Raw genomic sequence first — 18510 nt, 5'->3', positions numbered from 1 at the left:
AGGAGAATGTATCATGGCACAACAAACAATGAAAATCACATCTGCGGACGGTGTACACGCACGTCCAGCCACAGCACTTGTACAAGTAGCCGGTAAATTTGAATCTGACGTAAACCTTGAGTACAATGGCAAGTCCGTTAACATGAAATCCATCATGGGCGTCATGTCCCTTGGAATTCCAAACGGGGCTGAAGTCACGTTCTCTGCTGAAGGTGCAGACGAAGAAGAAGCAGTAAACGCCGTTGTGGCAAAAGCAAAAGAAGAAAACCTAGGTGAGTAATTCATAAAAAAGACAGCCTGCCGATCCGGCAGGCTGTCTTTTTATTTTTTAGCTCTGTTAAAGTCTGTTGTTGATATTTTAAACGATTACTAAATCGTCTCTGTCTGGAATTAAGGGTCCGGTCCGTTATTTACTCAGAGCATGGGATGGCAGGGAAAACCGTCCGCTTTTCTCGGGGAATGATGAGCCTCCTCGAACTTCGTTCTCCGGGGTCTCACCTTGTTCCTTTTTCCCGCAGGAGTCTACCTGTTTTCCCTGCCATCCCTTTCGTAGTGGTGTAACGGACTTCGGTTATGTCCTTTCTAACTACCCTTCTTTGAAGAGGCGGCCCTGGGAATGGCGGGACTCCTGTGGGATGAAGGTACATCGTGAGACCCCGGAAGGCGCTGACTGAGGAGGCTCACGGTACCCCGCGGAAAGGGAGTCATTCCCAAGGCCGCCTCATACAAATCCCATGACAGAAAGGGGTGATCTGAGCTCACATGTTAAATAACAACACCAAGCAATAACAAAGCCTATTTTTTAACGGTCAACAAATATTTCGGCGCGGCCGTCATCCTCTTTGTAAATTTGATCTGCTGCGATTTCCGGGCTCTTCATCTTCTCCGGGTGTTTGACGTGGTCCGTCTCCTTCCAGAATGGTGTATTCATCCCGCCCATGTAGACAGCGGTCGCTGTGATGCTTTCTTCTTCCCATTCCTTCTGCAGACTCTCTGTGAAGCCTCTGAGAGCAAATTTACTGGCGCAGTAAATGCTTTCGTTCTTTTTCCCGCGCAGGCCGGCTGTGGAGATGATATTCAAAACACGGCCTTCAGACTGCTGCAGAAGGGAAAGAGCTGCCTGTGTCATAAGGACCGTACCTTTGACGTTGGTTCCCAGCAATTGCTCTATATCGCTCTCAGAGTAGGAGGACAGCTCTCCGAAAATACCGATTCCGGCGTTATTGATCAATACATCGACGTGGTCAATATTTTCTACAGCCGAAGCGATGGAGGAAGGGGTCGTAATATCGCATACGATGATCTCCGCGCTTCCTCCATTCTGTTCAATTTCTCTCTGTACAGCAGCTAAAGGTTCATATTTCCTGCCGCTCAACAATATATGGTTTCCTTCCCTGGCATAGGTATGGGCAAGAGCCCTTCCCAGTCCGGTTCCGGCACCTGTAATCCAAATCTTCAACAATGAAACCAGCCTCCTTGTCCTGTCATATATCCATTGTCCCTAAAGCCTGTTAGAATGTAAAGAAAGGAAAGATAAGGGGGAGAAGGATGGAACGGAGATACAGTGACTATTCAGAGAAAGAATTAAGGGATGAAATCGCACGGCTGACAGAAAAAGCCCAGAAGGCGGAGCAGCTCGGCATGGTCAATGAATACGCTGTTCATGAACGGAAAATCATTATGGCTAAAGCCTATATGATGAATCCGGACGATTTCTCGGCAGGGGAAACCTACGAAATGGACGGGGACTATGAGCACACGTTTTACATCCAATATATGAATGGTATTTTTGCCTGGGGTTACCGGAAGCAGCAGGGGCAGAAGGTGAGCACAGAGGAAGAGGCCCTGCCGATTTCCATGCTCGGCCGTCAAGTGCAGGAATAGAAAGTATGGAGATTTCACACCAGCAATGGTGTTGGCCTTATTGCGTATGTATACCGCTCCGCTTATCGGTGGATGCTTGCCGCAGGCGTCACCACCGATAAGCTCCTCGCCATCGCGCACAGGGAGTAGACATATTACAAAAAGGCGCTGGTAAAGGATGCTTTTCCTTTATCAGCGCCTTTTAAATAACAGGTGAAGCCACGCATTCACAGAAACGGTACAGCATCAATTAAAAAAGACTGTCGAGTCATTCTCGACAGCCTGAACCGGGTACATAAGGTACCTGGTTTCTTTAGTTTCTTTTTCTCATTTGGATTTCAGTGATCTGGTTCGCCTGCGTCTGCTCTGTTTCTCCATTGACACGTCGGCTCATGTGCTTTGAGCTTCGATGGGAATGAGAAGCCGGAGCGGCTTTGAAATTACGCTTACCCATGGTAATTCCTCCCTGTGTCGTTGACATCACGGTGTCTCGATCGGGCCGCACGTTCCTGCGGCTTACTGTTGATCGTTCCGTTCGGACGCTTGTTTGAGTATTCACTCTGATCATCCGGTGCGTGGGTCATATGAACATTTGGGAAATTTTTGGCCTTGTTACGCATTCGTCACCCTCCTATGCCTCCGGGAAGAGGCAGGCTTAGTATACCCCGCCTGCTGCCTGTGATGTGTTATAATAAAGGGTAAACTATGGCAGAGACGGAGTGGTACCATGAATGAAATTTATCAGCGTCTGGCTGAAACCTTATATAAGCAGAACGAACATCTGACAATGGAAGAGGCCCTTACATGGGTCGAGCTTCTGTGGGAGGATTTCGAAACGACACGGGCGAAGGCAGGCCGTGAATACGAAGGAAAGAAAGTGACGGAGCAGATTGTCACGCAGTGGATCCAAAATTACGGACCAAGGCTTCATGAGTTCGCGGCCACCAATTCGAAATACAAAAAGATGCTTGAGAAAAAAGGGGATCTGCATTAAAAAAGGAGCCTCTTCAAAGAGGCTCCTTTCAGCTTGTAGAGAAACCCCTGTTTCTTTACAAGCTTTTTTCTTTCTTACCGCCAGGAGCGAAAGCCCCTTTCCTTTCCGCGGACGAGCGCCCGAGCTTCCTCGCAAAACTCACGCTCGGCGATCTCGGCCCACTCGTTCTTCCGCAGGAGTGAAAGGGGGACCGCTCCTTGGAAATTTTTTTGAAATCGAAAAAGCCCCTCCATCCAGCTCACCCTTGCTGGATGGAGGCAATCTTTTTCATATTCCGGCAGGCAGCCGTCATCAGCGCCTGTGCTTTCCCTTTTTCTTTTCCACGCAGGCGGCAATAGCGTATCCCATGCCGTTCTTTGAGTGAGAACCTGCTTAGTGCATACTCTCTCTCCTATATATTCTAACGTCGGCACAAGGAGCGTTCGGTGGTGATGCCTGCGGGAACAGCACGGGCCGAAGATCCACTTGGGCAGGCGGTCTTCCTGACCAAGTTAGCTGAGGGCGTGCCCGCGGCATTCATCCACCAACAAGCGGAATGTGACCCTTCACACGACAAATGGACAACTCTAACTGGTTAACTCAGCCTTTTCTCATTACGACTTTGATTCCATCGGACTGAGTTTATTCTGCAGTTTTTCTTCCGTGAACACCCAGCCGGTATAGGAATTGAGAATCTTCAAGTTGTCTCCGTGCTCATCATCAATCTGCGCAACAGCTACAAAAGGATAGCGTCCGCGCGAGCGGTAGCGCAGATCAATGAAACGGACTTCAGTATACTCGTCAAAGTAGCTTAATTCATAGCGGTAGACGGGTGAGAAGGACAGAAAGGCTTTGATGTTCTGGTCGGTTAATGCTTTTTGAACAACCGGATCATCGTAATCAATCGGTTTATTCACAAATCTGTCCAGAATTTTCAAATGTCCGTTTTCGGCTCTTCCTACGTAATAATGTTCCGGAGTCGTAATAGCAATCCGCCATATGTTCTGCTTGATGGTGGGGGAGGTGGCGATCTGAGTCACTCCGTCCACATTCTCATGAATGAGGCGGACAAGTTCCCGTTTATCGAAATACCGTTTCACGTAATAAATGGCAATAACTCCGTAAATGATCAGCCACATCATTCCGGGTGAAGCCCCAAGGTTCCATGCGACGATCCCGGCGATATGCAGAATGAAAATATAAGGGTCGAAGGTGTTGATGAAGCCATAAGCGACCCAGCGTTTCGAAATCGGACGGTAGGCCTGGGTTCCGTAGGCGTTGAAGATGTCTACGAATACGTGAAGAATGACCGCCAAAAAGCTCCACAGCCACAAATGCAGAAAGTTGACCTCCGGGTTAAATAGGTATATGATGCCGGGGATACTGATTCCCCATAAAAGGACCGCCGGAATGGAGTGGGTAATTCCACGGTGATGGCGGATGTAAACGGCATTGTTTTTCAGTTTCAGAACAGTGTCAATGTCCGGTGCCTGCGACCCGACGAGCGTGCCGATCAGGACAGCATTGAATAAAGCCGGGTCAGAGCTTACGGCTGGGTCAAGCGTAGCGATACCGCCAAGAGCGACGCCCATGACCACATGAGTACCAGTATCCAACGTACAAACCTCCTTTTTGGGTGACGAAAACGTTAAATAAGAAAGGTGTTTCCAGTGAAACCGAAAGAAAGAGTTCCCTTCCTATTGAATCATACCAATGTAAATGCTTTTAGAGATGATCTTATATCCTGGTTTAAAAAAGAGCAGAGAATCCTGCCCTGGCGGGAAAATCAGGATCCATACAGAGTCTGGGTATCAGAAATTATGCTCCAACAGACCCGTGTTGATACGGTTATTCCTTATTTTAACCATTTTATGAGCAGATTCCCAAGCCCGGAAGCCTTAGCCGAAGCCGATGAGCAGGAGGTTTTAAAGGCATGGGAGGGGTTAGGTTACTATTCCCGTGCTCGAAATTTGCAAAACGCTGTCAGAGAAGTTGTCGAATCCTATGACGGCGTAGTACCGAGTGACCCGGATGAACTTGGGAAACTGAAAGGCGTCGGCCCCTATACGAAAGGGGCGATCTTGAGTATAGCTTATGATACACCGGAGCCGGCTGTCGATGGAAATGTGATGCGGGTGCTTTCCCGTATTCTTTATGTAGAGGATGATATCAGTAAACAGAGCACAAGAAAGCTGTTTGAAGAACTCGTCCGGCACTTGATCTCCAAAGAGGATCCATCCGCCTTCAATCAGGGGCTGATGGAGCTTGGTGCCCTTATCTGCACACCGAAGACACCGTCCTGTATGCTTTGTCCGGTGCAGGATCACTGCAGCGCCTTTGAAAAAGGAGCTGAAACCGAACTCCCTATTAAAGCGTCGAAGAAAAAACAGAAAAAGATCCCTTACCTGCTGCTTTTAATTGAAAATGACCAAGGTGAGGTATTGATCGAACAGCGTCCTGGAGAAGGGCTTCTGGCTTCGCTGTGGCAGTATCCGATGGTTCCACTGGAAGATGTGGATCAGGAATCCGTACCGGTCTGGATGTACGGGGAATATGGTCTGAAGGTAGAACTTGGGGAAAAAGTGGATCATGTCCGGCATGTGTTTTCCCATTTAATCTGGGAAATGGATGTGGTCAGAGCCGTAGTGAAAAGCGGCCGTCTCGATCATGAGCGGGCGAGGTTTGTCGACCGTGAAGCAATGCTTGATTATCCATTTCCCGTATCCCATCAAAAAGCCCATCCGTATATTAGTCCGTAACTGTATGAGTGCCGCTGGTCCAGGAAGCTTCCTTTGCTTCCAGACCGCCGCGGCGCTCTATTTCTTTGTTGATTTCCCTGAGCAGGGTGACCCCTTCTGCATTCAGATAGGGAGCGGCCTGCGACAGGGACGTATGAAAATACCCCAGCTCTTTTTCTTCCCAATTCTGTTTAGGCTCCATCGTCAATCCAGCTAAATCTCTTCCAACATACATAAAAGAACAGCCTCCTTTTCCTCCTTAATGTATGTACAATTGTCCTGCTCATACAAACAAAATTCGACAAATACACATGTAACAAACCTGTAAAGTAAATGTAACGAAGTGTGGAAAACCTTGGTATCAAAGGGTTCGACTGCCTTTGTTGGTATTTGTAGAAGTTTCGGAGTATTTACAAACAATTGTCTTTTATGAATAATGGGATTTAGGTTATTTGATTGCACAATTATAACAATTCATACATAGGGGAGAGTAAAGAATACATGAATAAGAAAAAATTGGTTACGGCGGTCAGTGGAGCTTTGCTTGGGGCATCTGTTATGGGAACTTCAGTTTTTGCGGATGAATTGCACAAGGTTAAATCCGGGGATACAATCTGGGATTTAAGCAGGCAGTATGACGGATCTGTTTCAGAAATCAAATCATGGAATGGTCTGAATTCCAGCATGATTTACGTTGGTCAGAGTTTGATTGTTGAAAAAGATGCATCATCTTCACAGAAATCAACGTCGTCTTCCAATTCCGGAAGTGGATCCTACACTGTTAAAAGTGGTGATTCCCTTTGGGCGATTGCAGTAAACCACGGCATGTCTGTTTCTAAGTTGAAGAGCATGAACAATATTTCCAGTGATGTTATCCATCCTGGACAGAAGCTTTCTCTATCTGGAAGTTCTTCCAGCTCCAGTAAGTCTACTTCTTCCAGCAGCTCAAGCTCTTCTTCATCTAAGTCAACAAGCACGTATACAGTTCAGAGTGGTGATTCCCTATCTGTTATTGCATACAAGTACGGAACATCCGTATCCAGCCTTAAGAGCCTGAACGGCTTGTCCGGTACAACGATTTATGTAGGTCAGAAGTTGAAAGTAAGTGGTGAGGCGTCTACATCATCATCATCATCTTCTTCTTCATCTTCATCCTCTAGTCATACATCTACCACGAGTTCTTCAAGTTCAAACTCTGGATTTGTAGATGGACTGGTTGCAGAAGCTAAAAAGCACATCGGTACACCATATGTATGGGCAGGAAGCACACCATCCGGTTTTGACTGCAGTGGATTCCTTAACTACGTATTCGCACAGGAAGGCGTAAGCATTCCACGTACAGTAGCTACCATTTATGCAGACAGCCGTATGCAGTCTGTCAGTGATTCCCAGCGCCAGGTTGGAGACATTGTCTTCTTTGAAACGTACAAGCCTGGAGCTTCTCACGCAGGAATCTACCTTGGAAACGGCAAGTTCATCCACACAGGTTCTACGAACGGCGTGGAAATCAGCTCCCTTTCCAGCAACTACTGGGGAAGCCGCTACATCGGTACGAAGCGTCTTGCCAACTAATCAAAGCATCAGAAAAGAGCGTCCCATCAAGGGCCGCTCTTTTTTTTGTGAAAAATTTCGGTCGATGAGGAATGAAACAAAGGCTCGCTGTACACAATAATTTTTGCGGAGGTGATACACATGGCTAAGCAACCGAAACAAAACAAAACAGCAGCTGGTACGGATGTTAATCACGTAAAACAACAAAACCAACAAGCTGCTCAAGGGAATTCCCAATACGGCGCTGAGTTTGCCCAGCAAACAGATGCACAGCACGTAATCGAGCAGAACCAAAAATCTCAGGCGAAGAAAAAGTAACCTGAATCTTTGGCAGGTTGGCCGGGCTGTTTGATTAGCCTGTTGCAATCTCCCATGAGAAAGAGCCGTCCCGGCAGCGGGCGGCTCTTTTTTCTATTTCTTCCTATATAATGGCCGCCTTGAATTCTCCACCCGTTTTCCTGAAAAAGATGGGAGCGTCCGGCACACTTTTCAGAGTAATTGTTTTCATTCGCTTTCGTTTGTCGTTATAATAGACAGAAGGTGATACGGTAATGAAAGGGAAGGGGGGATCTTATGCCCGGCCCGGAAGCAGGGAAGCGGATTGAAATACAAAGCTATAAGCATAATGGGCATTTACACCGTGTTTGGGAAAGTACAACGATATTAAAAGGAACGAGGCACGTCATCATTGGTGCCAATGACCGGACGACCGTCACAGAAAGCGACGGCCGCCGCTGGGTGACCAGAGAGCCTGCCATCTGTTACTTCCATTCCAAGTACTGGTTCAACGTCATCGGGATGATTCGGACAGACGGCGTGTACTATTACTGTAATATCAGCTCTCCCTTCATCTATGAGGACGGAACCATCAAGTACATCGATTATGATCTCGATGTGAAGGTGTTTCCGGATATGACGTACAAGATTTTAGATGAGGACGAGTATGAAGTTCATAAGAGAAGAATGAACTATCCTCACGTGCTGGACCGTATTCTGTATAACAATGTAGATATTTTACTTAGATGGATCAGGCAGAGAAAGGGTCCTTTCTCGCCGGAGTTTATTGATCAGTGGTACGAAAGATATTTAACGTATAGATAATGAGTGGATGCGCACTTCTAAGGAGTGCGCTTCTCTTGTTGTTCAGGTGAAAGAAAGCAGGTGATTTTTTGGACAGCATCAAGAGGTACTTGAAGTTTGTCAAACCGTATAAAGGAAAAATAATTTTAACTGTTCTTATTGGAATCATTAAATTCTCCATTCCGCTGCTGATGCCGTTGATAACGAAATACGTCATTGATGACATCATTAATGCAGATCAGATGGCCCAGTCGGAAAAAATGGATCAGCTGCTCTGGCTTATGGGCGGAGCGCTCTTCGTTTTCCTCGTCCTGAGACCGCCGGTGGAATACATCCGCCAGTATCTCGCCCAGTGGATCGGGAGCCACATCCTCTATGATATCCGTGAAAAGCTGTTCGATCATATCCAGCGTCTTAGTCTGCGGTTTTATTCCAGGACAAAGACAGGAGAGATCATTTCTCGTGTCATTCATGACGTTGAACAGACGAAGACGTTTGTCATAACAGGCTTAATGAACATCTGGCTCGATATGATCACGATTGTTGTTGCGGTTATTATCATGCTGACGATGGACCCATGGCTCACACTTGTAGCTATTGCTCTGTTTCCGTTTTACGGGTTTGCGGTCAAATACTTTTACGCTCGTCTCCGCCAGTTGACGCGCGATCGTTCCCAGGCACTTGCTGAAGTCCAGGGGCATCTGCATGAACGAGTGCAGGGTGTTCCGGTCACTCGAAGCTTTGCTTTGGAAGACCATGAGCAGGCCCAGTTCGGTACGAAAAACAAAAACTTCCTGGATAAGGCGATTACGCACACCAATTGGAATGCGTACACGTATACCGTGACGAACACGATTACAGACCTGGCTCCGCTGCTTGTCATCACATTTGCCGGCTATCAGGTCATTACTGGATCGTTGACGGTCGGTACGATGGTCGCGTTCATTGGCTACATGGACCGTGTGTACAATCCGCTGCGCAGACTTGTGAACTCAGCCACTGTCCTGACCCAGTCGATTGCTTCCATGGACCGTGTCTTTGAATTTGTCGATGAGGAATATGACATTGTCGATGAGCCGGAGGCCAAGAAGCTGGAGCATGTAGAGGGCGATGTGCGCCTGGAGGGCGTTTCCTTCCGTTATGATGAAGAAGATCCACTCGTTCTGAAGGACATCGATCTGCATATCCAAAAAGGAGAAACGATCGCCTTTGTCGGTATGAGTGGAGGCGGTAAGTCTACACTGATCAGCTTGATCCCGAGGTTTTACGACGTGACAGCAGGAAAAATCCTGTTGGATGGGACAGATATCCGAGAGGTTCAGGCTCGTTCGCTCCGTGATAAAATCGGGATGGTGCTGCAGGACAACATTTTGTTCAGTGAATCCATTGCGATGAATATCCGGATGGGGAACCCTGATGCGACAGATGAGGAAATGATTGAAGCTGCCAAAGCCGCTAATGCTCATGACTTCATTATGGATCTTCCCAATGGTTACGATACCCTCGTCGGTGAACGTGGAGTGAAGCTTTCAGGTGGACAGAAGCAGCGTGTGGCCATTGCGCGTGTCTTTTTGAAAAACCCGCCTTTGTTAGTGCTCGATGAAGCGACGAGTGCGCTTGATCTGGAAAGTGAGCATCTCATCCAAGGGGCACTGGAGCGTCTCGCATCATCGCGGACGACATTCATCGTTGCCCACCGCTTATCGACAATCACGCATGCGGATCGGATAGTTCTCATTGAGAACGGAGAAATCGTTGAAGTCGGTCCCCACCACGAGTTAATGAGGAAAAAAGGTCATTATTATGATCTTTATCAGGTTCAGGAGCTGGATGAGCCGGCCACCTCTTCCCATACGTAAAAAAAGGCGTCCGCATGTGCGGATGCCTTTTTTGTGTTTTAAGAAAAAGTGTCTGGTCTCAACTGACTTGGTCCGTGCTACCGCTTGAGAATGTCCTTTTTTAGTGAAATTGACGAAAAAAGACTGCCGGAAATCATCCCGGCAGTCTAAAGCCCGCGTGTGCGGTGCTTTTTTTATTTGTCTGATGTCTGGATGAAGTCACCCTGATGATGGTTCTGGTAACTTTTCAACAGCCTCTTCAACCGTTCAAGCTGATAATGGTATTCCATCAGCTGGGAGGCGAGGGGAAGGAAAACGAGCTTATCGGGATTGTTGCTTTCTTCATACACATGCATCAGCCGCTCGACCAATAAAGGAATATCCGGTTCCTCGATCCGCCTCAGAGACTGCTTGTGCGTTCGTTTTATTCTTCCTTTCAAGCTCAACACCAGTTTCTCGTGGGCGTTGATCAGCTTATCCAGTTCCTGAACGACAGCATCCTGGAAATCCTCCGGAATCTGCTCGATCTTATGGTCCAGCCTGTAGAAGGCCTTCAGGACATCGAAAGATTTTTTCGTCGTCGTAATCAGCTGACGGAAGAGCACCATTTTCCTTCCTTTGGAAAATCGGCTGCCCTTGAAGTAGGTCCGTTCCTCTGAATACAGCAGGTACGTGTGATCCACCCAGCGCATGTCATCCTGAATCCTCGTAATTTCATATTTTAAAGCGGGCTCGTCCGACAACTGTCTCGTTGTTACGCGGAGCCACTGCAGAATATCATTGGTGGCACTGTCGATCTTCGTGAACAACCGTGTCTCATACCTTGGAGGCAGGAAGACGAGATTCACGATGAAAGCGGCCAGAATACCGAGAATCATGGATGAGAGTCGTGAGCCGGCGAAGTAAAGAAAGGTCTGGTCGGTGGCATCCATCAAAGCGATGACTGCTACGACCGCAAGAGATATCGTATTTTCGTTCATCTTCATCGTTGATGTGACTCCGATGACGAGGATAATCGCAAAGCCGACGACGAATGGATCATTACCGAGGGTGAATACGGCAACGATGGCAATCATGGCCCCGATGATGTTCCCCTGCAGTTGTTCAATAATCGACTGATAGGAACGGTAAATCGAAGGCTGAATGGAAAAAACAACAGCAATGGCAGCGAGTAATGGGGAGATGAAGCCGATCAGGTGTCCGAAATAAAGAGCTATTCCGACCGCCAGACCTGTCTTCATCATCCGTGCGCCCAGTTTCATACAAGCATCATCCTTTTTACATGAAACCTCCTCGATAAAGGAGGACTGCCATCATTATACATGATAATAGGGCAGGAAGAACAAAAGAAAAAGGCTTATGCGTGAAATCAGCATAAGCCCAAGGGGAACCAGTCCCAAGAGCTGGTTCCTATGAAAAGGGAAAGAAATGAAACAAAGATCATAATTCGTGGGAATATTCAGAATTATAAATATATAATAGCATGGAATACCGGGTTAGGCAACTCCCTTTCCATAAAAAATCCCCTTCTTATATAGGAAGAAGGGGATGGTGTTTATTCAGCGGCCATAATTTTGAATGTCTTCTCAACCGCTTCGAGTGTCCGGTCGATATCTTCGTCCGTATGAGCGGTCGTTAAGAACCAGGCTTCATATTTAGATGGAGCGAGGTTGATGCCCTCGGCGAGCATCAGTTTGAAGAAACGGGCAAACCGTTCTCCATTTGTGTTTTCCGCCTGCTCGTAGTTTTCTACCTTTTCATCTGTAAAGTAAACCGTTAAGGCTCCTTTCAGGCGGTTGATCTGAATCTGTACGCCTGCCTGTTCCGCGTGCTGGAGGATGCCTTCTTCGAGTTTTTGACCGAGACGGTCCATCTCGTCGTACACACCTTCCTGTTGAAGGATTTCCAGACAGGCGATTCCTGCTGACATGGAAGCTGGGTTACCAGCCATTGTTCCTGCCTGATAGGCCGGTCCGAGCGGTGCGACCTGCTCCATAATATCGGCCCGTCCGCCGTAGGCACCAATCGGAAGCCCGCCGCCGATGATTTTACCCATCGCGGTCATGTCCGGTTCGATGTTCAACAACTGCTGGGCGCTTCCGTATGTAAAGCGGAAGGCCGTGATGACTTCATCATAAATGACAAGCGCGCCTGCTTCATGGGTCAGCTCATTCACAGCTTCCAGGAAACCAGGCTTTGGCTCAACAATTCCGAAGTTGCCGACGATCGGTTCAACAAGAACCCCTGCAATTTCATCGCCGTACTTGCGGAGTGCTTCCTTGAACGGTTCAATATCGTTGAATGGAACGGTAATGACATCCTGGGCGATCGATGCCGGTACTCCTGCAGAATCCGGTGTGCCAAGTGTGGAAGGTCCGGATCCAGCGGCGACGAGGACAAGGTCGGAGTGACCGTGGTAACAGCCGGCGAATTTAATGATTTTATTCCGACCGGTGTATGCCCGCGCGACACGGATCGTCGTCATGACCGCTTCCGTTCCGGAGTTTACAAACCGGACTTTATCAAGGGAAGGGATGGCATCTTTCAACATTTTAGCAAACCGATTTTCGAGAACCGTCGGTGTGCCGTACAGGACGCCGTTCTGTGCTGCCTTCGTAATCGCCTCCGTAATATGCGGGTGGGCATGTCCGGTGATGATCGGCCCGTAGGCACCAAGGTAATCGATGTATTCGTTGCCGTCGACATCATAGAAACGGGAGCCTTCCGCTTTGTCCATATAGACCGGTGTCCCACCTCCGACACCTTTATAGGCGCGTGAAGGAGAGTTCACCCCGCCGACGATGTGTTCTTCGGCTTCTTTATATAATTGTTCTGAACGTGGAATGTTCATGCTATACCTCCTAACAACTGTTTCACTTTCTCATTGTAGCATGTTTGTCCATGTCACAAGATAGAAAAGGACCGCCCTGTCTCAGCAGGCCGGTCTTTCTCTGTGTTTCATCACTAACGTATGCAGCTGTCCGGTCGAACCCATGAGGAATATACACTGGTTTATGGTCATCCCATCAGTTGATGTTCATCTTAGTATACGAACGCTGCACCAACGATAATTAGAAGGATGAAAAGAACAACGATCAGCGCAAAGCCTCCGCCATATCCGTAACCCATTACAATTCCCCCTTTCCATGGTTTACAGTATCTTATGCCTCCCCCTGAAAAACGGGCTGTGCATCCGCCCGTTTTTTCGGCAAATATCTTCGTGGGGTAGAGGCATATCCAACTCGAAAAAGACATAAGAAAAAGTAAAGCCTGTCACCCATGTCCACCTGGATGATAAGAAGGAGCACGCTATGATTACGATTATCGTCAGCATCCTTTTACTGCTTCTGATGGGGGCGAGTCTCCGGCAGATCTTTCACTCCCTGGAAATCGAGCACAAGATTTTTTCGAGTCAGCTGTTCATTGCCGTGATGCTTCTGTACACCATCGTGATGATTGGCTTCGGCCTCATTTATACGGTGCTGATTCTGGAGGGGGTGGATGTATACCGGACAGGCATCCCTTACAGACGGGTATCATGGATCGAAGAATTCATACGTAGTATCTATTTCAGCGGTGTCACATTATTTACCGTCGGCTATGGAGATATGCTGCCTGTAGGGGCGGGGAAGTGGCTGGCGATTCTAGAGGCTATGATCGGTTACACCCTTCCCGCAGCTCTTGCCGCAAAAGTATGGCAGAGTAACAAAAAAAGAGACTGAGATTGGAAGTTTCCTTCTGAGTAAGGTACCCTAGAGGATAGATATCTTTAAGGAGGGTGCTCATATGTCTATAGAAAAAGGAAAGCAAGTCGAAGATTTCACACTGCCGGCAAGTAACGGGGAATCCGTTTCTTTGTCTGATTACAAAGGAAAGAACGTCGTCCTGTACTTTTATCCGAAAGATATGACTCCGGGGTGCACGACAGAAGCGTGTGACTTCCGTGATCATCATGAAAGTTTCGAGGATCTGGACGCGGTTATTCTTGGTGTCAGCCCGGACCCGGTTGATTCTCATGAGAAATTCATTAACAAGCATGACCTTCCGTTTATGCTTCTTGCAGATGAAGACCACAAGGTTTCCGAGGAGTTTGGCGTATGGAAGCTGAAGAAAAACTTCGGCAAGGAGTATTACGGCATCGAGCGCTCCACTTTCATCATTGATAAAGAGGGAAACCTTGCTGAGGAGTTCCGCAAAGTGAAAGTAGAGGGCCACGTGGAAGCGGCTCTTCAATACATTCGTGAAAACCTTCAATAAGAACAGCTTGAAACCATAGTCCACAGGTGACTATGGTTTCTTTATAAGCTAAGATAAAGAAAAAGAGGATGGAGGGGACACGATGAAGATTGTTTCAGCTATTAAAAGGGTTCCAGAATCAATCCGGATTCATTTGAGCCGTCGTTTTGACGAGGTGGATTTCGTTTTCTGTCACGGGATGCATGAGGCGCAGCATTATTTAGCAGAAGCCGATGTGTTCATTACATACGGGGAGGATCTGGATGAAGAAAAAATCCAGGTGGCCAAGAAATTGAAATGGATCATGGTCTTGTCAGCAGGCATGGATCGGATGCCTTTTGACGAAATCAAAAAGCGCGGCATCCTTGTGACCAACGTCCGGGGCATTCATGCCAAGCCGATGGCGGAGTACGCGATATCCATGCTGCTGCAGGTGTCAAGAAAAGCCAAGACGTTGATGAAGCAGGAACAGAAGCGGGAATGGAGCCGGAGGGCTGAAATGAATGAAATCAGCGAACGCACGATGGTGCTGCTCGGCACAGGGGCCATCGCCCAGGAAACGGCCCGTCTCGCCGGAGCTTTCGGGATGACAACGATCGGCTTGTCCAAATCCGGACGGCCGAAGGAGCATTTTGACCAGGTGTACCCGATTTCCGACATCCACCTTGTCCTTCCGAAAGCTGATTTTGTGGTTGCTGTTCTGCCGAGCACCGAAGAGACGAGGGGCATGCTGACTTACGCCCATTTTGCTGCTATGCCCGATCATGCGGTCTTTTTGAACATGGGAAGAGGAGATCTTGTTCCGGCTGACGTCATTATGGATGCTGTAACCACCGATGAAATCGCTCATGCCGTGCTTGATGTGTTTGAAGAAGAGCCACTTCCAGAGGCTCATCCATTCTGGGGAGAGGAAAATGTAACGGTCACGCCGCATATCTCAGGCATTTCTCCTCATTATGTGCCGCGCGGCTTTGCCATTTTTGAAGAAAACCTGGAAGTGTTCTTGAACGGAGACGGAGAGCTGAGAAATATTATTGATCCAGAACGGGGGTATTGAGATGCGTATTTATACAAGATCCGGAGACAAGGGACAGACATCCTTGATTTACGGCCAGCGGGTCCCGAAGAATGATGTAAGGGTGGAGGCCTACGGAACATGTGATGAGGCTAACTCAACCATAGGCGTTGCGCTCAGCCATCTAAGGAAGGAAGACTGGGCGGATAAAGACGCTTTTATGCAGACGATGGAGAAAATCCAGACGATTCTCTTTCATGTTGGGGCGGAGCTTGCCACACCCAAGGGCAAGGATGTCACGTGGAAACTGAAGCAGGAGCATATTGAAGACCTTGAACAGCAGATTGATACGTGGGACCAGGAACTTGACCCCTTGAAGAATTTTATACTACCATCAGGTCATGAAGCTTCAGCCGCCCTCCATCTGTCACGTACGGTTGTGCGCAGAGCAGAACGACTGGCCGTTACTCTGGAGGATGAACTGAACAACCCGCTTGTTGTGTCCTATCTGAACCGCTTATCTGATTTCTTATTTGTCGCGGCCAGATATGTGAATAAGAAGCTGAACGGGAAGGAAATACCCCTCCATCCAGATGTGTAATCCAAGATGGAATGCAGGCTTCCATATTGACAACCGGTTTACGGAAAGGTTACACTAATTGTAAGCATTCTAATGTAATAATTTTATAAATCAAGAATCATTTTATGAAAGCGAGGTGCATGACCGTGTCTGATCATCGACTCCAGGATGCGATAGATACGTTGAAATCATCCGGCGTCCGAATCACTCCACAGCGTCATGCGGTGCTTGAATTCCTGCTTAATGCAATGACCCACCCCACAGCTGATGAAATATACAAAGCGCTGGAAAGTAAATTCCCAAACATGAGTGTGGCCACTGTTTATAACAACCTGCGCGTGTTCAAGGATATTGGATTGGTCCGGGAGCTTACTTATGGAGACTCCTCAAGCCGGTTCGACTGTAATACGAGTGACCACTACCATGCGATCTGCAACAACTGCGGAAAAATCGTGGATTTCCACTATCCAAGCCTTAACGAAGTTGAATCATTAGCTGAACAGGTGACGGGATTTGACGTAAGCCATCATCGTATGGAAGTCTATGGAACGTGTTCCAAATGTCAAACGGAAATGGCCCACTAAACTGAAAGCCCTGCGCTTTCAGTTTTTTTATGGCATTTTTTATGAATGGATACAAAAAAAGACCCGTGGATAACGGGTCCGGACGGCTCAGGACTGTGTAGGAGCCTTTTCGTTTCGGTATTTCTTCTTATTGTACTTCTCATCGAATTCTTTACCTTCCAGGGACTTGTCCATCGTCAGCGGCTGATCACAATGCATGCAGGCATCGACCCGTCCGAGCATCTTGGTCGGTTTCTCGCATGAAGGACAGATGATCTGGATGGTCCTGGTGGAGAGCATGCCGATCCAGAAGTAAACGACGGTGCTTAGTCCGACAAAGCCCATGCCTAAAATCATGAACGTTGCCATAAGCCAGACGGTGTCCTTGAACAACAGGCCGATGTACATGACTCCGATACCGAGAAAAATCAGCCAGAAAGCAAAAGAACGGATCTTGTTGATTTTACTGCTGTATTTTAACGCCACTAAGGCTCCCTCCTTACTTATCTACCACGTAGTATAGCATATTTTTCTAGGAACAAATACAATACGGAAAAAGGATTTTGGCGCATCGTAGCGAATTAACACAGGAAAGGGAAATTGAATATGGGGGAAAGACAATGGAAGATTTATTACGCCCGATTTATCAGGAAAGAGCCAGCCAGAGCAGTACCCTGGGTATCCTGATCCTAGAAAAGAACAAACCAATCAGTCCGGTCACTGATAACTTTGATGTGATCCTCTTCATTATCGTACGGGATGCGGAAGAGCTGTGGTATGTGAAGCACTATGAATTTGAGAACAAATCAGCAGCTATGCATATCGTAGATGAAACCCTCCTCCATCACTGGATTGACACCAGCTCCTACCGACGGGCGGTGGAATGGGTGATCAACGGAAGCATCATCTTTGAAAGAAATGAATATGTGACCTTAATGAAAGAGCACCTTCGCGAGTTTCCTCAAAAGAACCGCAACCTGAAGAAAGCGATAGAATTTGCCAAACTGATACGAAGCTACAGTGAATCTAAGGATCTTTATGATTCTGAACAATACTTGGATTCCTACAGCAGAATGGTGAGCTCGCTCCACTATTTGGCCCGGTTGTCCATTATAGAGAAAGGTTTTCATCCGGAAGTCACCGTATGGAATCAGGTGAAACGGATTGAGCCTGAAATCTATAAACTCTATCAGGAGTTAATTGAGAGTGGGGAGCCCACGGAAAAACGGATCCAGTTAATGATCCTGGCCGTTGAACATTCCATCAGCAAGCGTGCCCGTTCCAGCGCCCAGCATTTGTTGGAGTTGATGAACGATAGGGAAGAGCCGTGGTCGTTCGGCGAATTGAAAGTCCATCCGGAAATCCAGGAATATATACTGGATCTATCCTCGATGATCGAGTATCTCGTTGAGCACGGAGCCATCGAGGTGATCCCGCAGGAAACGAAGGGGCCGCAGATTTTCCACCGTACGTATAAGCCTGTAGAACAACCTGACCACTTATAGGTGAAGGTCCTCTTTCTTTGATTTAGTAAAGGAAGAGGACTTTTTTAATAAAAACCATTGACCGTTCTTAAATAGGCGTGCTATATTATTAAACGTCGCATTGAGAGCGGCTCAGCGGAGCAAGAGACGCCGTGAAATAACAGCAAAAAAGTTATTGACTTCAATAACGTTGCGTGATAAATTATTACTTGTCGCTTTAAGAGAGCGGCATGGTGCTGAAAAGCACTAAAACAAATCACGAAAAAAGTTGTTGACACTAACAACTTCCCGTGATAATCTAGTATTTGTCGCCAAAAACGAAAACGAAACGCTTTCTCAACTTAATGAAAAAAAGTTGTTGACATGAAAAGCAACACATGTTAAGATGATTAAGTCGCTGTTTTCAAACGGCTGACAACATTTGATCTTTGAAAACTGAACGAACCAACCAGTACGTCAAAACATTTCTTCTTTAATGAAGAAATTTGAAACAAAGCACATTCGGTGTGCAAATGAGCAAGTCAAACTACTTTTATGGAGAGTTTGATCCTGGCTCAGGACGAACGCTGGCGGCGTGCCTAATACATGC

Annotated in this window: 24 protein-coding genes, 1 rRNA gene and 1 pseudogene; 16 read left to right on the top strand and 10 right to left on the bottom strand. The window is 47.4% G+C overall.

Translation table 11 applies throughout. The features are described 5' to 3' along the window. The first annotated feature begins 13 nt into the window (after positions 1-13). A complete protein-coding gene (locus QMA39_RS19625; RefSeq protein ID WP_160838709.1) occupies positions 14-280 on the top strand; it encodes a phosphocarrier protein HPr in 267 nt (88 codons plus the stop codon). A gap of 522 nt (positions 281-802) precedes the next feature. Here QMA39_RS19625 and QMA39_RS19620 read toward each other — a convergent pair. Then, a complete protein-coding gene (locus QMA39_RS19620) occupies positions 803-1462 on the bottom strand; it encodes an SDR family oxidoreductase (RefSeq protein WP_027956066.1) in 660 nt (219 codons plus the stop codon). A gap of 86 nt (positions 1463-1548) precedes the next feature. On the opposite strand from QMA39_RS19620, the gene QMA39_RS19615 reads away from it, so the two are divergent. After that, complete coding sequence (locus tag QMA39_RS19615; protein ID WP_206934288.1) at positions 1549-1884, top strand: YfhH family protein; 336 nt, start codon at positions 1549-1551, stop codon at positions 1882-1884. 292 nt (positions 1885-2176) lie between these two features. On the opposite strand, the gene QMA39_RS19610 is transcribed toward QMA39_RS19615, so the two are convergent. Beyond that, positions 2177-2317 carry a YpzG family protein gene (locus QMA39_RS19610; RefSeq protein ID WP_160838703.1) on the bottom strand — a complete coding sequence of 47 codons (141 nt, stop codon included), beginning with the start codon at positions 2315-2317 and terminating at the stop codon, positions 2177-2179. Further along, entirely contained in the window at positions 2310-2483 is a 174-nt protein-coding gene (sspK, locus tag QMA39_RS19605) for a small acid-soluble spore protein K (protein WP_206934290.1), read from the bottom strand. The genes QMA39_RS19610 and sspK overlap by 8 nt, the downstream gene beginning before the upstream one ends. Positions 2484-2590: 107 nt before the next feature. Here sspK and QMA39_RS19600 point away from each other — a divergent pair, with 107 nt between their 5' ends. Next, the gene (locus tag QMA39_RS19600) at positions 2591-2857 is read left to right on the top strand and encodes a YfhJ family protein (RefSeq protein ID WP_027956064.1); all 267 of its coding nucleotides are present in this window, start codon (positions 2591-2593) and stop codon (positions 2855-2857) included. A 238-nt stretch (positions 2858-3095) separates the two neighbouring features. On the opposite strand, the pseudogene QMA39_RS19715 reads toward QMA39_RS19600, so the two are convergent. After that, positions 3096-3215, bottom strand: a pseudogene (locus QMA39_RS19715) (hypothetical protein); the annotation flags it as partial. A 67-nt stretch (positions 3216-3282) separates the two neighbouring features. Here QMA39_RS19715 and QMA39_RS19595 point away from each other — a divergent pair. Further along, complete coding sequence (locus tag QMA39_RS19595) at positions 3283-3435, top strand: hypothetical protein (protein WP_206934292.1); 153 nt, start codon at positions 3283-3285, stop codon at positions 3433-3435. Between the two features lie 15 nt (positions 3436-3450). Here the strand turns inward: QMA39_RS19595 and QMA39_RS19590 are convergent, their stop codons facing one another. Beyond that, positions 3451-4452, bottom strand: coding sequence for a metal-dependent hydrolase (locus QMA39_RS19590; protein WP_027956063.1), 1002 nt, complete (start codon positions 4450-4452; stop codon positions 3451-3453). Positions 4453-4506: 54 nt separating this feature from the next. On the opposite strand from QMA39_RS19590, the gene mutY reads away from it, so the two are divergent. Beyond that, a complete protein-coding gene (gene mutY, locus QMA39_RS19585; RefSeq protein WP_281659586.1) occupies positions 4507-5595 on the top strand; it encodes an A/G-specific adenine glycosylase in 1089 nt (362 codons plus the stop codon). On the opposite strand, the gene QMA39_RS19580 is transcribed toward mutY, so the two are convergent. Continuing rightward, positions 5585-5809, bottom strand: a complete 225-nt coding sequence (locus QMA39_RS19580) for a hypothetical protein (RefSeq protein WP_027956061.1) — start codon at positions 5807-5809, stop codon at positions 5585-5587. The genes mutY and QMA39_RS19580 overlap by 11 nt on opposite strands. A gap of 266 nt (positions 5810-6075) precedes the next feature. Here QMA39_RS19580 and QMA39_RS19575 point away from each other — a divergent pair, with 266 nt between their 5' ends. The 4 genes from QMA39_RS19575 (at position 6076) to QMA39_RS19560 (ending at position 10064) form a co-directional block, all read left to right on the top strand. Continuing rightward, a complete protein-coding gene (locus QMA39_RS19575) occupies positions 6076-7146 on the top strand; it encodes a LysM peptidoglycan-binding domain-containing protein (RefSeq protein ID WP_281659585.1) in 1071 nt (356 codons plus the stop codon). Between the two features lie 120 nt (positions 7147-7266). Further along, entirely contained in the window at positions 7267-7443 is a 177-nt protein-coding gene (locus tag QMA39_RS19570) for a gamma-type small acid-soluble spore protein (RefSeq protein WP_027956059.1), read from the top strand. Between the two features lie 255 nt (positions 7444-7698). Continuing rightward, on the top strand, positions 7699-8226 hold the full coding sequence (locus tag QMA39_RS19565; protein WP_027956058.1) for a DUF402 domain-containing protein: 528 nt from the start codon (positions 7699-7701) through the stop codon (positions 8224-8226). A gap of 68 nt (positions 8227-8294) precedes the next feature. Beyond that, positions 8295-10064, top strand: a complete 1770-nt coding sequence (locus QMA39_RS19560; RefSeq protein ID WP_027956057.1) for an ABC transporter ATP-binding protein — start codon at positions 8295-8297, stop codon at positions 10062-10064. Positions 10065-10237: 173 nt separating this feature from the next. Here the strand turns inward: QMA39_RS19560 and QMA39_RS19555 are convergent, their stop codons facing one another. The 3 genes from QMA39_RS19555 to QMA39_RS19545 form a co-directional block, all read right to left on the bottom strand. Further along, a complete protein-coding gene (locus QMA39_RS19555) occupies positions 10238-11305 on the bottom strand; it encodes an aromatic acid exporter family protein (protein ID WP_027956056.1) in 1068 nt (355 codons plus the stop codon). Between the two features lie 293 nt (positions 11306-11598). Further along, on the bottom strand, positions 11599-12894 hold the full coding sequence (locus QMA39_RS19550; RefSeq protein ID WP_206934303.1) for a glutamate-1-semialdehyde 2,1-aminomutase: 1296 nt from the start codon (positions 12892-12894) through the stop codon (positions 11599-11601). Positions 12895-13085: 191 nt separating this feature from the next. Continuing rightward, on the bottom strand, positions 13086-13172 hold the full coding sequence (locus QMA39_RS19545; RefSeq protein ID WP_079478425.1) for a YjcZ family sporulation protein: 87 nt from the start codon (positions 13170-13172) through the stop codon (positions 13086-13088). Between the two features lie 182 nt (positions 13173-13354). On the opposite strand from QMA39_RS19545, the gene QMA39_RS19540 reads away from it, so the two are divergent. The 5 genes from QMA39_RS19540 to perR all read left to right on the top strand — a co-directional run bounded on the left by QMA39_RS19540 (position 13355) and on the right by perR (position 16458). Continuing rightward, on the top strand, positions 13355-13765 hold the full coding sequence (locus tag QMA39_RS19540) for a potassium channel family protein (RefSeq protein WP_206934305.1): 411 nt from the start codon (positions 13355-13357) through the stop codon (positions 13763-13765). A gap of 64 nt (positions 13766-13829) precedes the next feature. Next, positions 13830-14300: a thioredoxin-dependent thiol peroxidase gene (gene bcp, locus QMA39_RS19535; RefSeq protein WP_027956053.1), complete on the top strand. Its 471-nt coding sequence runs from the start codon at positions 13830-13832 to the stop codon at positions 14298-14300. An 82-nt stretch (positions 14301-14382) separates the two neighbouring features. Then, positions 14383-15336, top strand: a complete 954-nt coding sequence (locus QMA39_RS19530; protein ID WP_281659584.1) for a D-2-hydroxyacid dehydrogenase — start codon at positions 14383-14385, stop codon at positions 15334-15336. A 1-nt stretch (position 15337) separates the two neighbouring features. Next, on the top strand, positions 15338-15895 hold the full coding sequence (locus QMA39_RS19525; RefSeq protein ID WP_281659583.1) for a cob(I)yrinic acid a,c-diamide adenosyltransferase: 558 nt from the start codon (positions 15338-15340) through the stop codon (positions 15893-15895). Positions 15896-16020: 125 nt separating this feature from the next. Beyond that, positions 16021-16458 carry a peroxide-responsive transcriptional repressor PerR gene (gene perR, locus QMA39_RS19520; protein ID WP_281659582.1) on the top strand — a complete coding sequence of 146 codons (438 nt, stop codon included), beginning with the start codon at positions 16021-16023 and terminating at the stop codon, positions 16456-16458. A gap of 87 nt (positions 16459-16545) precedes the next feature. Here perR and QMA39_RS19515 read toward each other — a convergent pair whose 3' ends face one another. Next, positions 16546-16923, bottom strand: a complete 378-nt coding sequence (locus QMA39_RS19515) for a YgzB family protein (RefSeq protein ID WP_206934311.1) — start codon at positions 16921-16923, stop codon at positions 16546-16548. Between the two features lie 134 nt (positions 16924-17057). Here QMA39_RS19515 and QMA39_RS19510 point away from each other — a divergent pair, with 134 nt between their 5' ends. Both QMA39_RS19510 and QMA39_RS19505 read left to right on the top strand, forming a co-directional pair. Beyond that, positions 17058-17942 carry a nucleotidyltransferase-like protein gene (locus QMA39_RS19510; protein WP_206934313.1) on the top strand — a complete coding sequence of 295 codons (885 nt, stop codon included), beginning with the start codon at positions 17058-17060 and terminating at the stop codon, positions 17940-17942. A 510-nt stretch (positions 17943-18452) separates the two neighbouring features. Continuing rightward, positions 18453-18510, top strand: a 16S ribosomal RNA gene (locus QMA39_RS19505); the annotation flags it as partial.

The organism is Halobacillus sp. Cin3 (genome assembly GCF_947311855.1).
GTDB lineage: Bacteria > Bacillota > Bacilli > Bacillales > Halobacillaceae > Halobacillus > Halobacillus kuroshimensis.
Note: the sequence above shows the minus strand (reverse complement) of the source record. Positions and strands in the feature narration are given on the sequence as shown.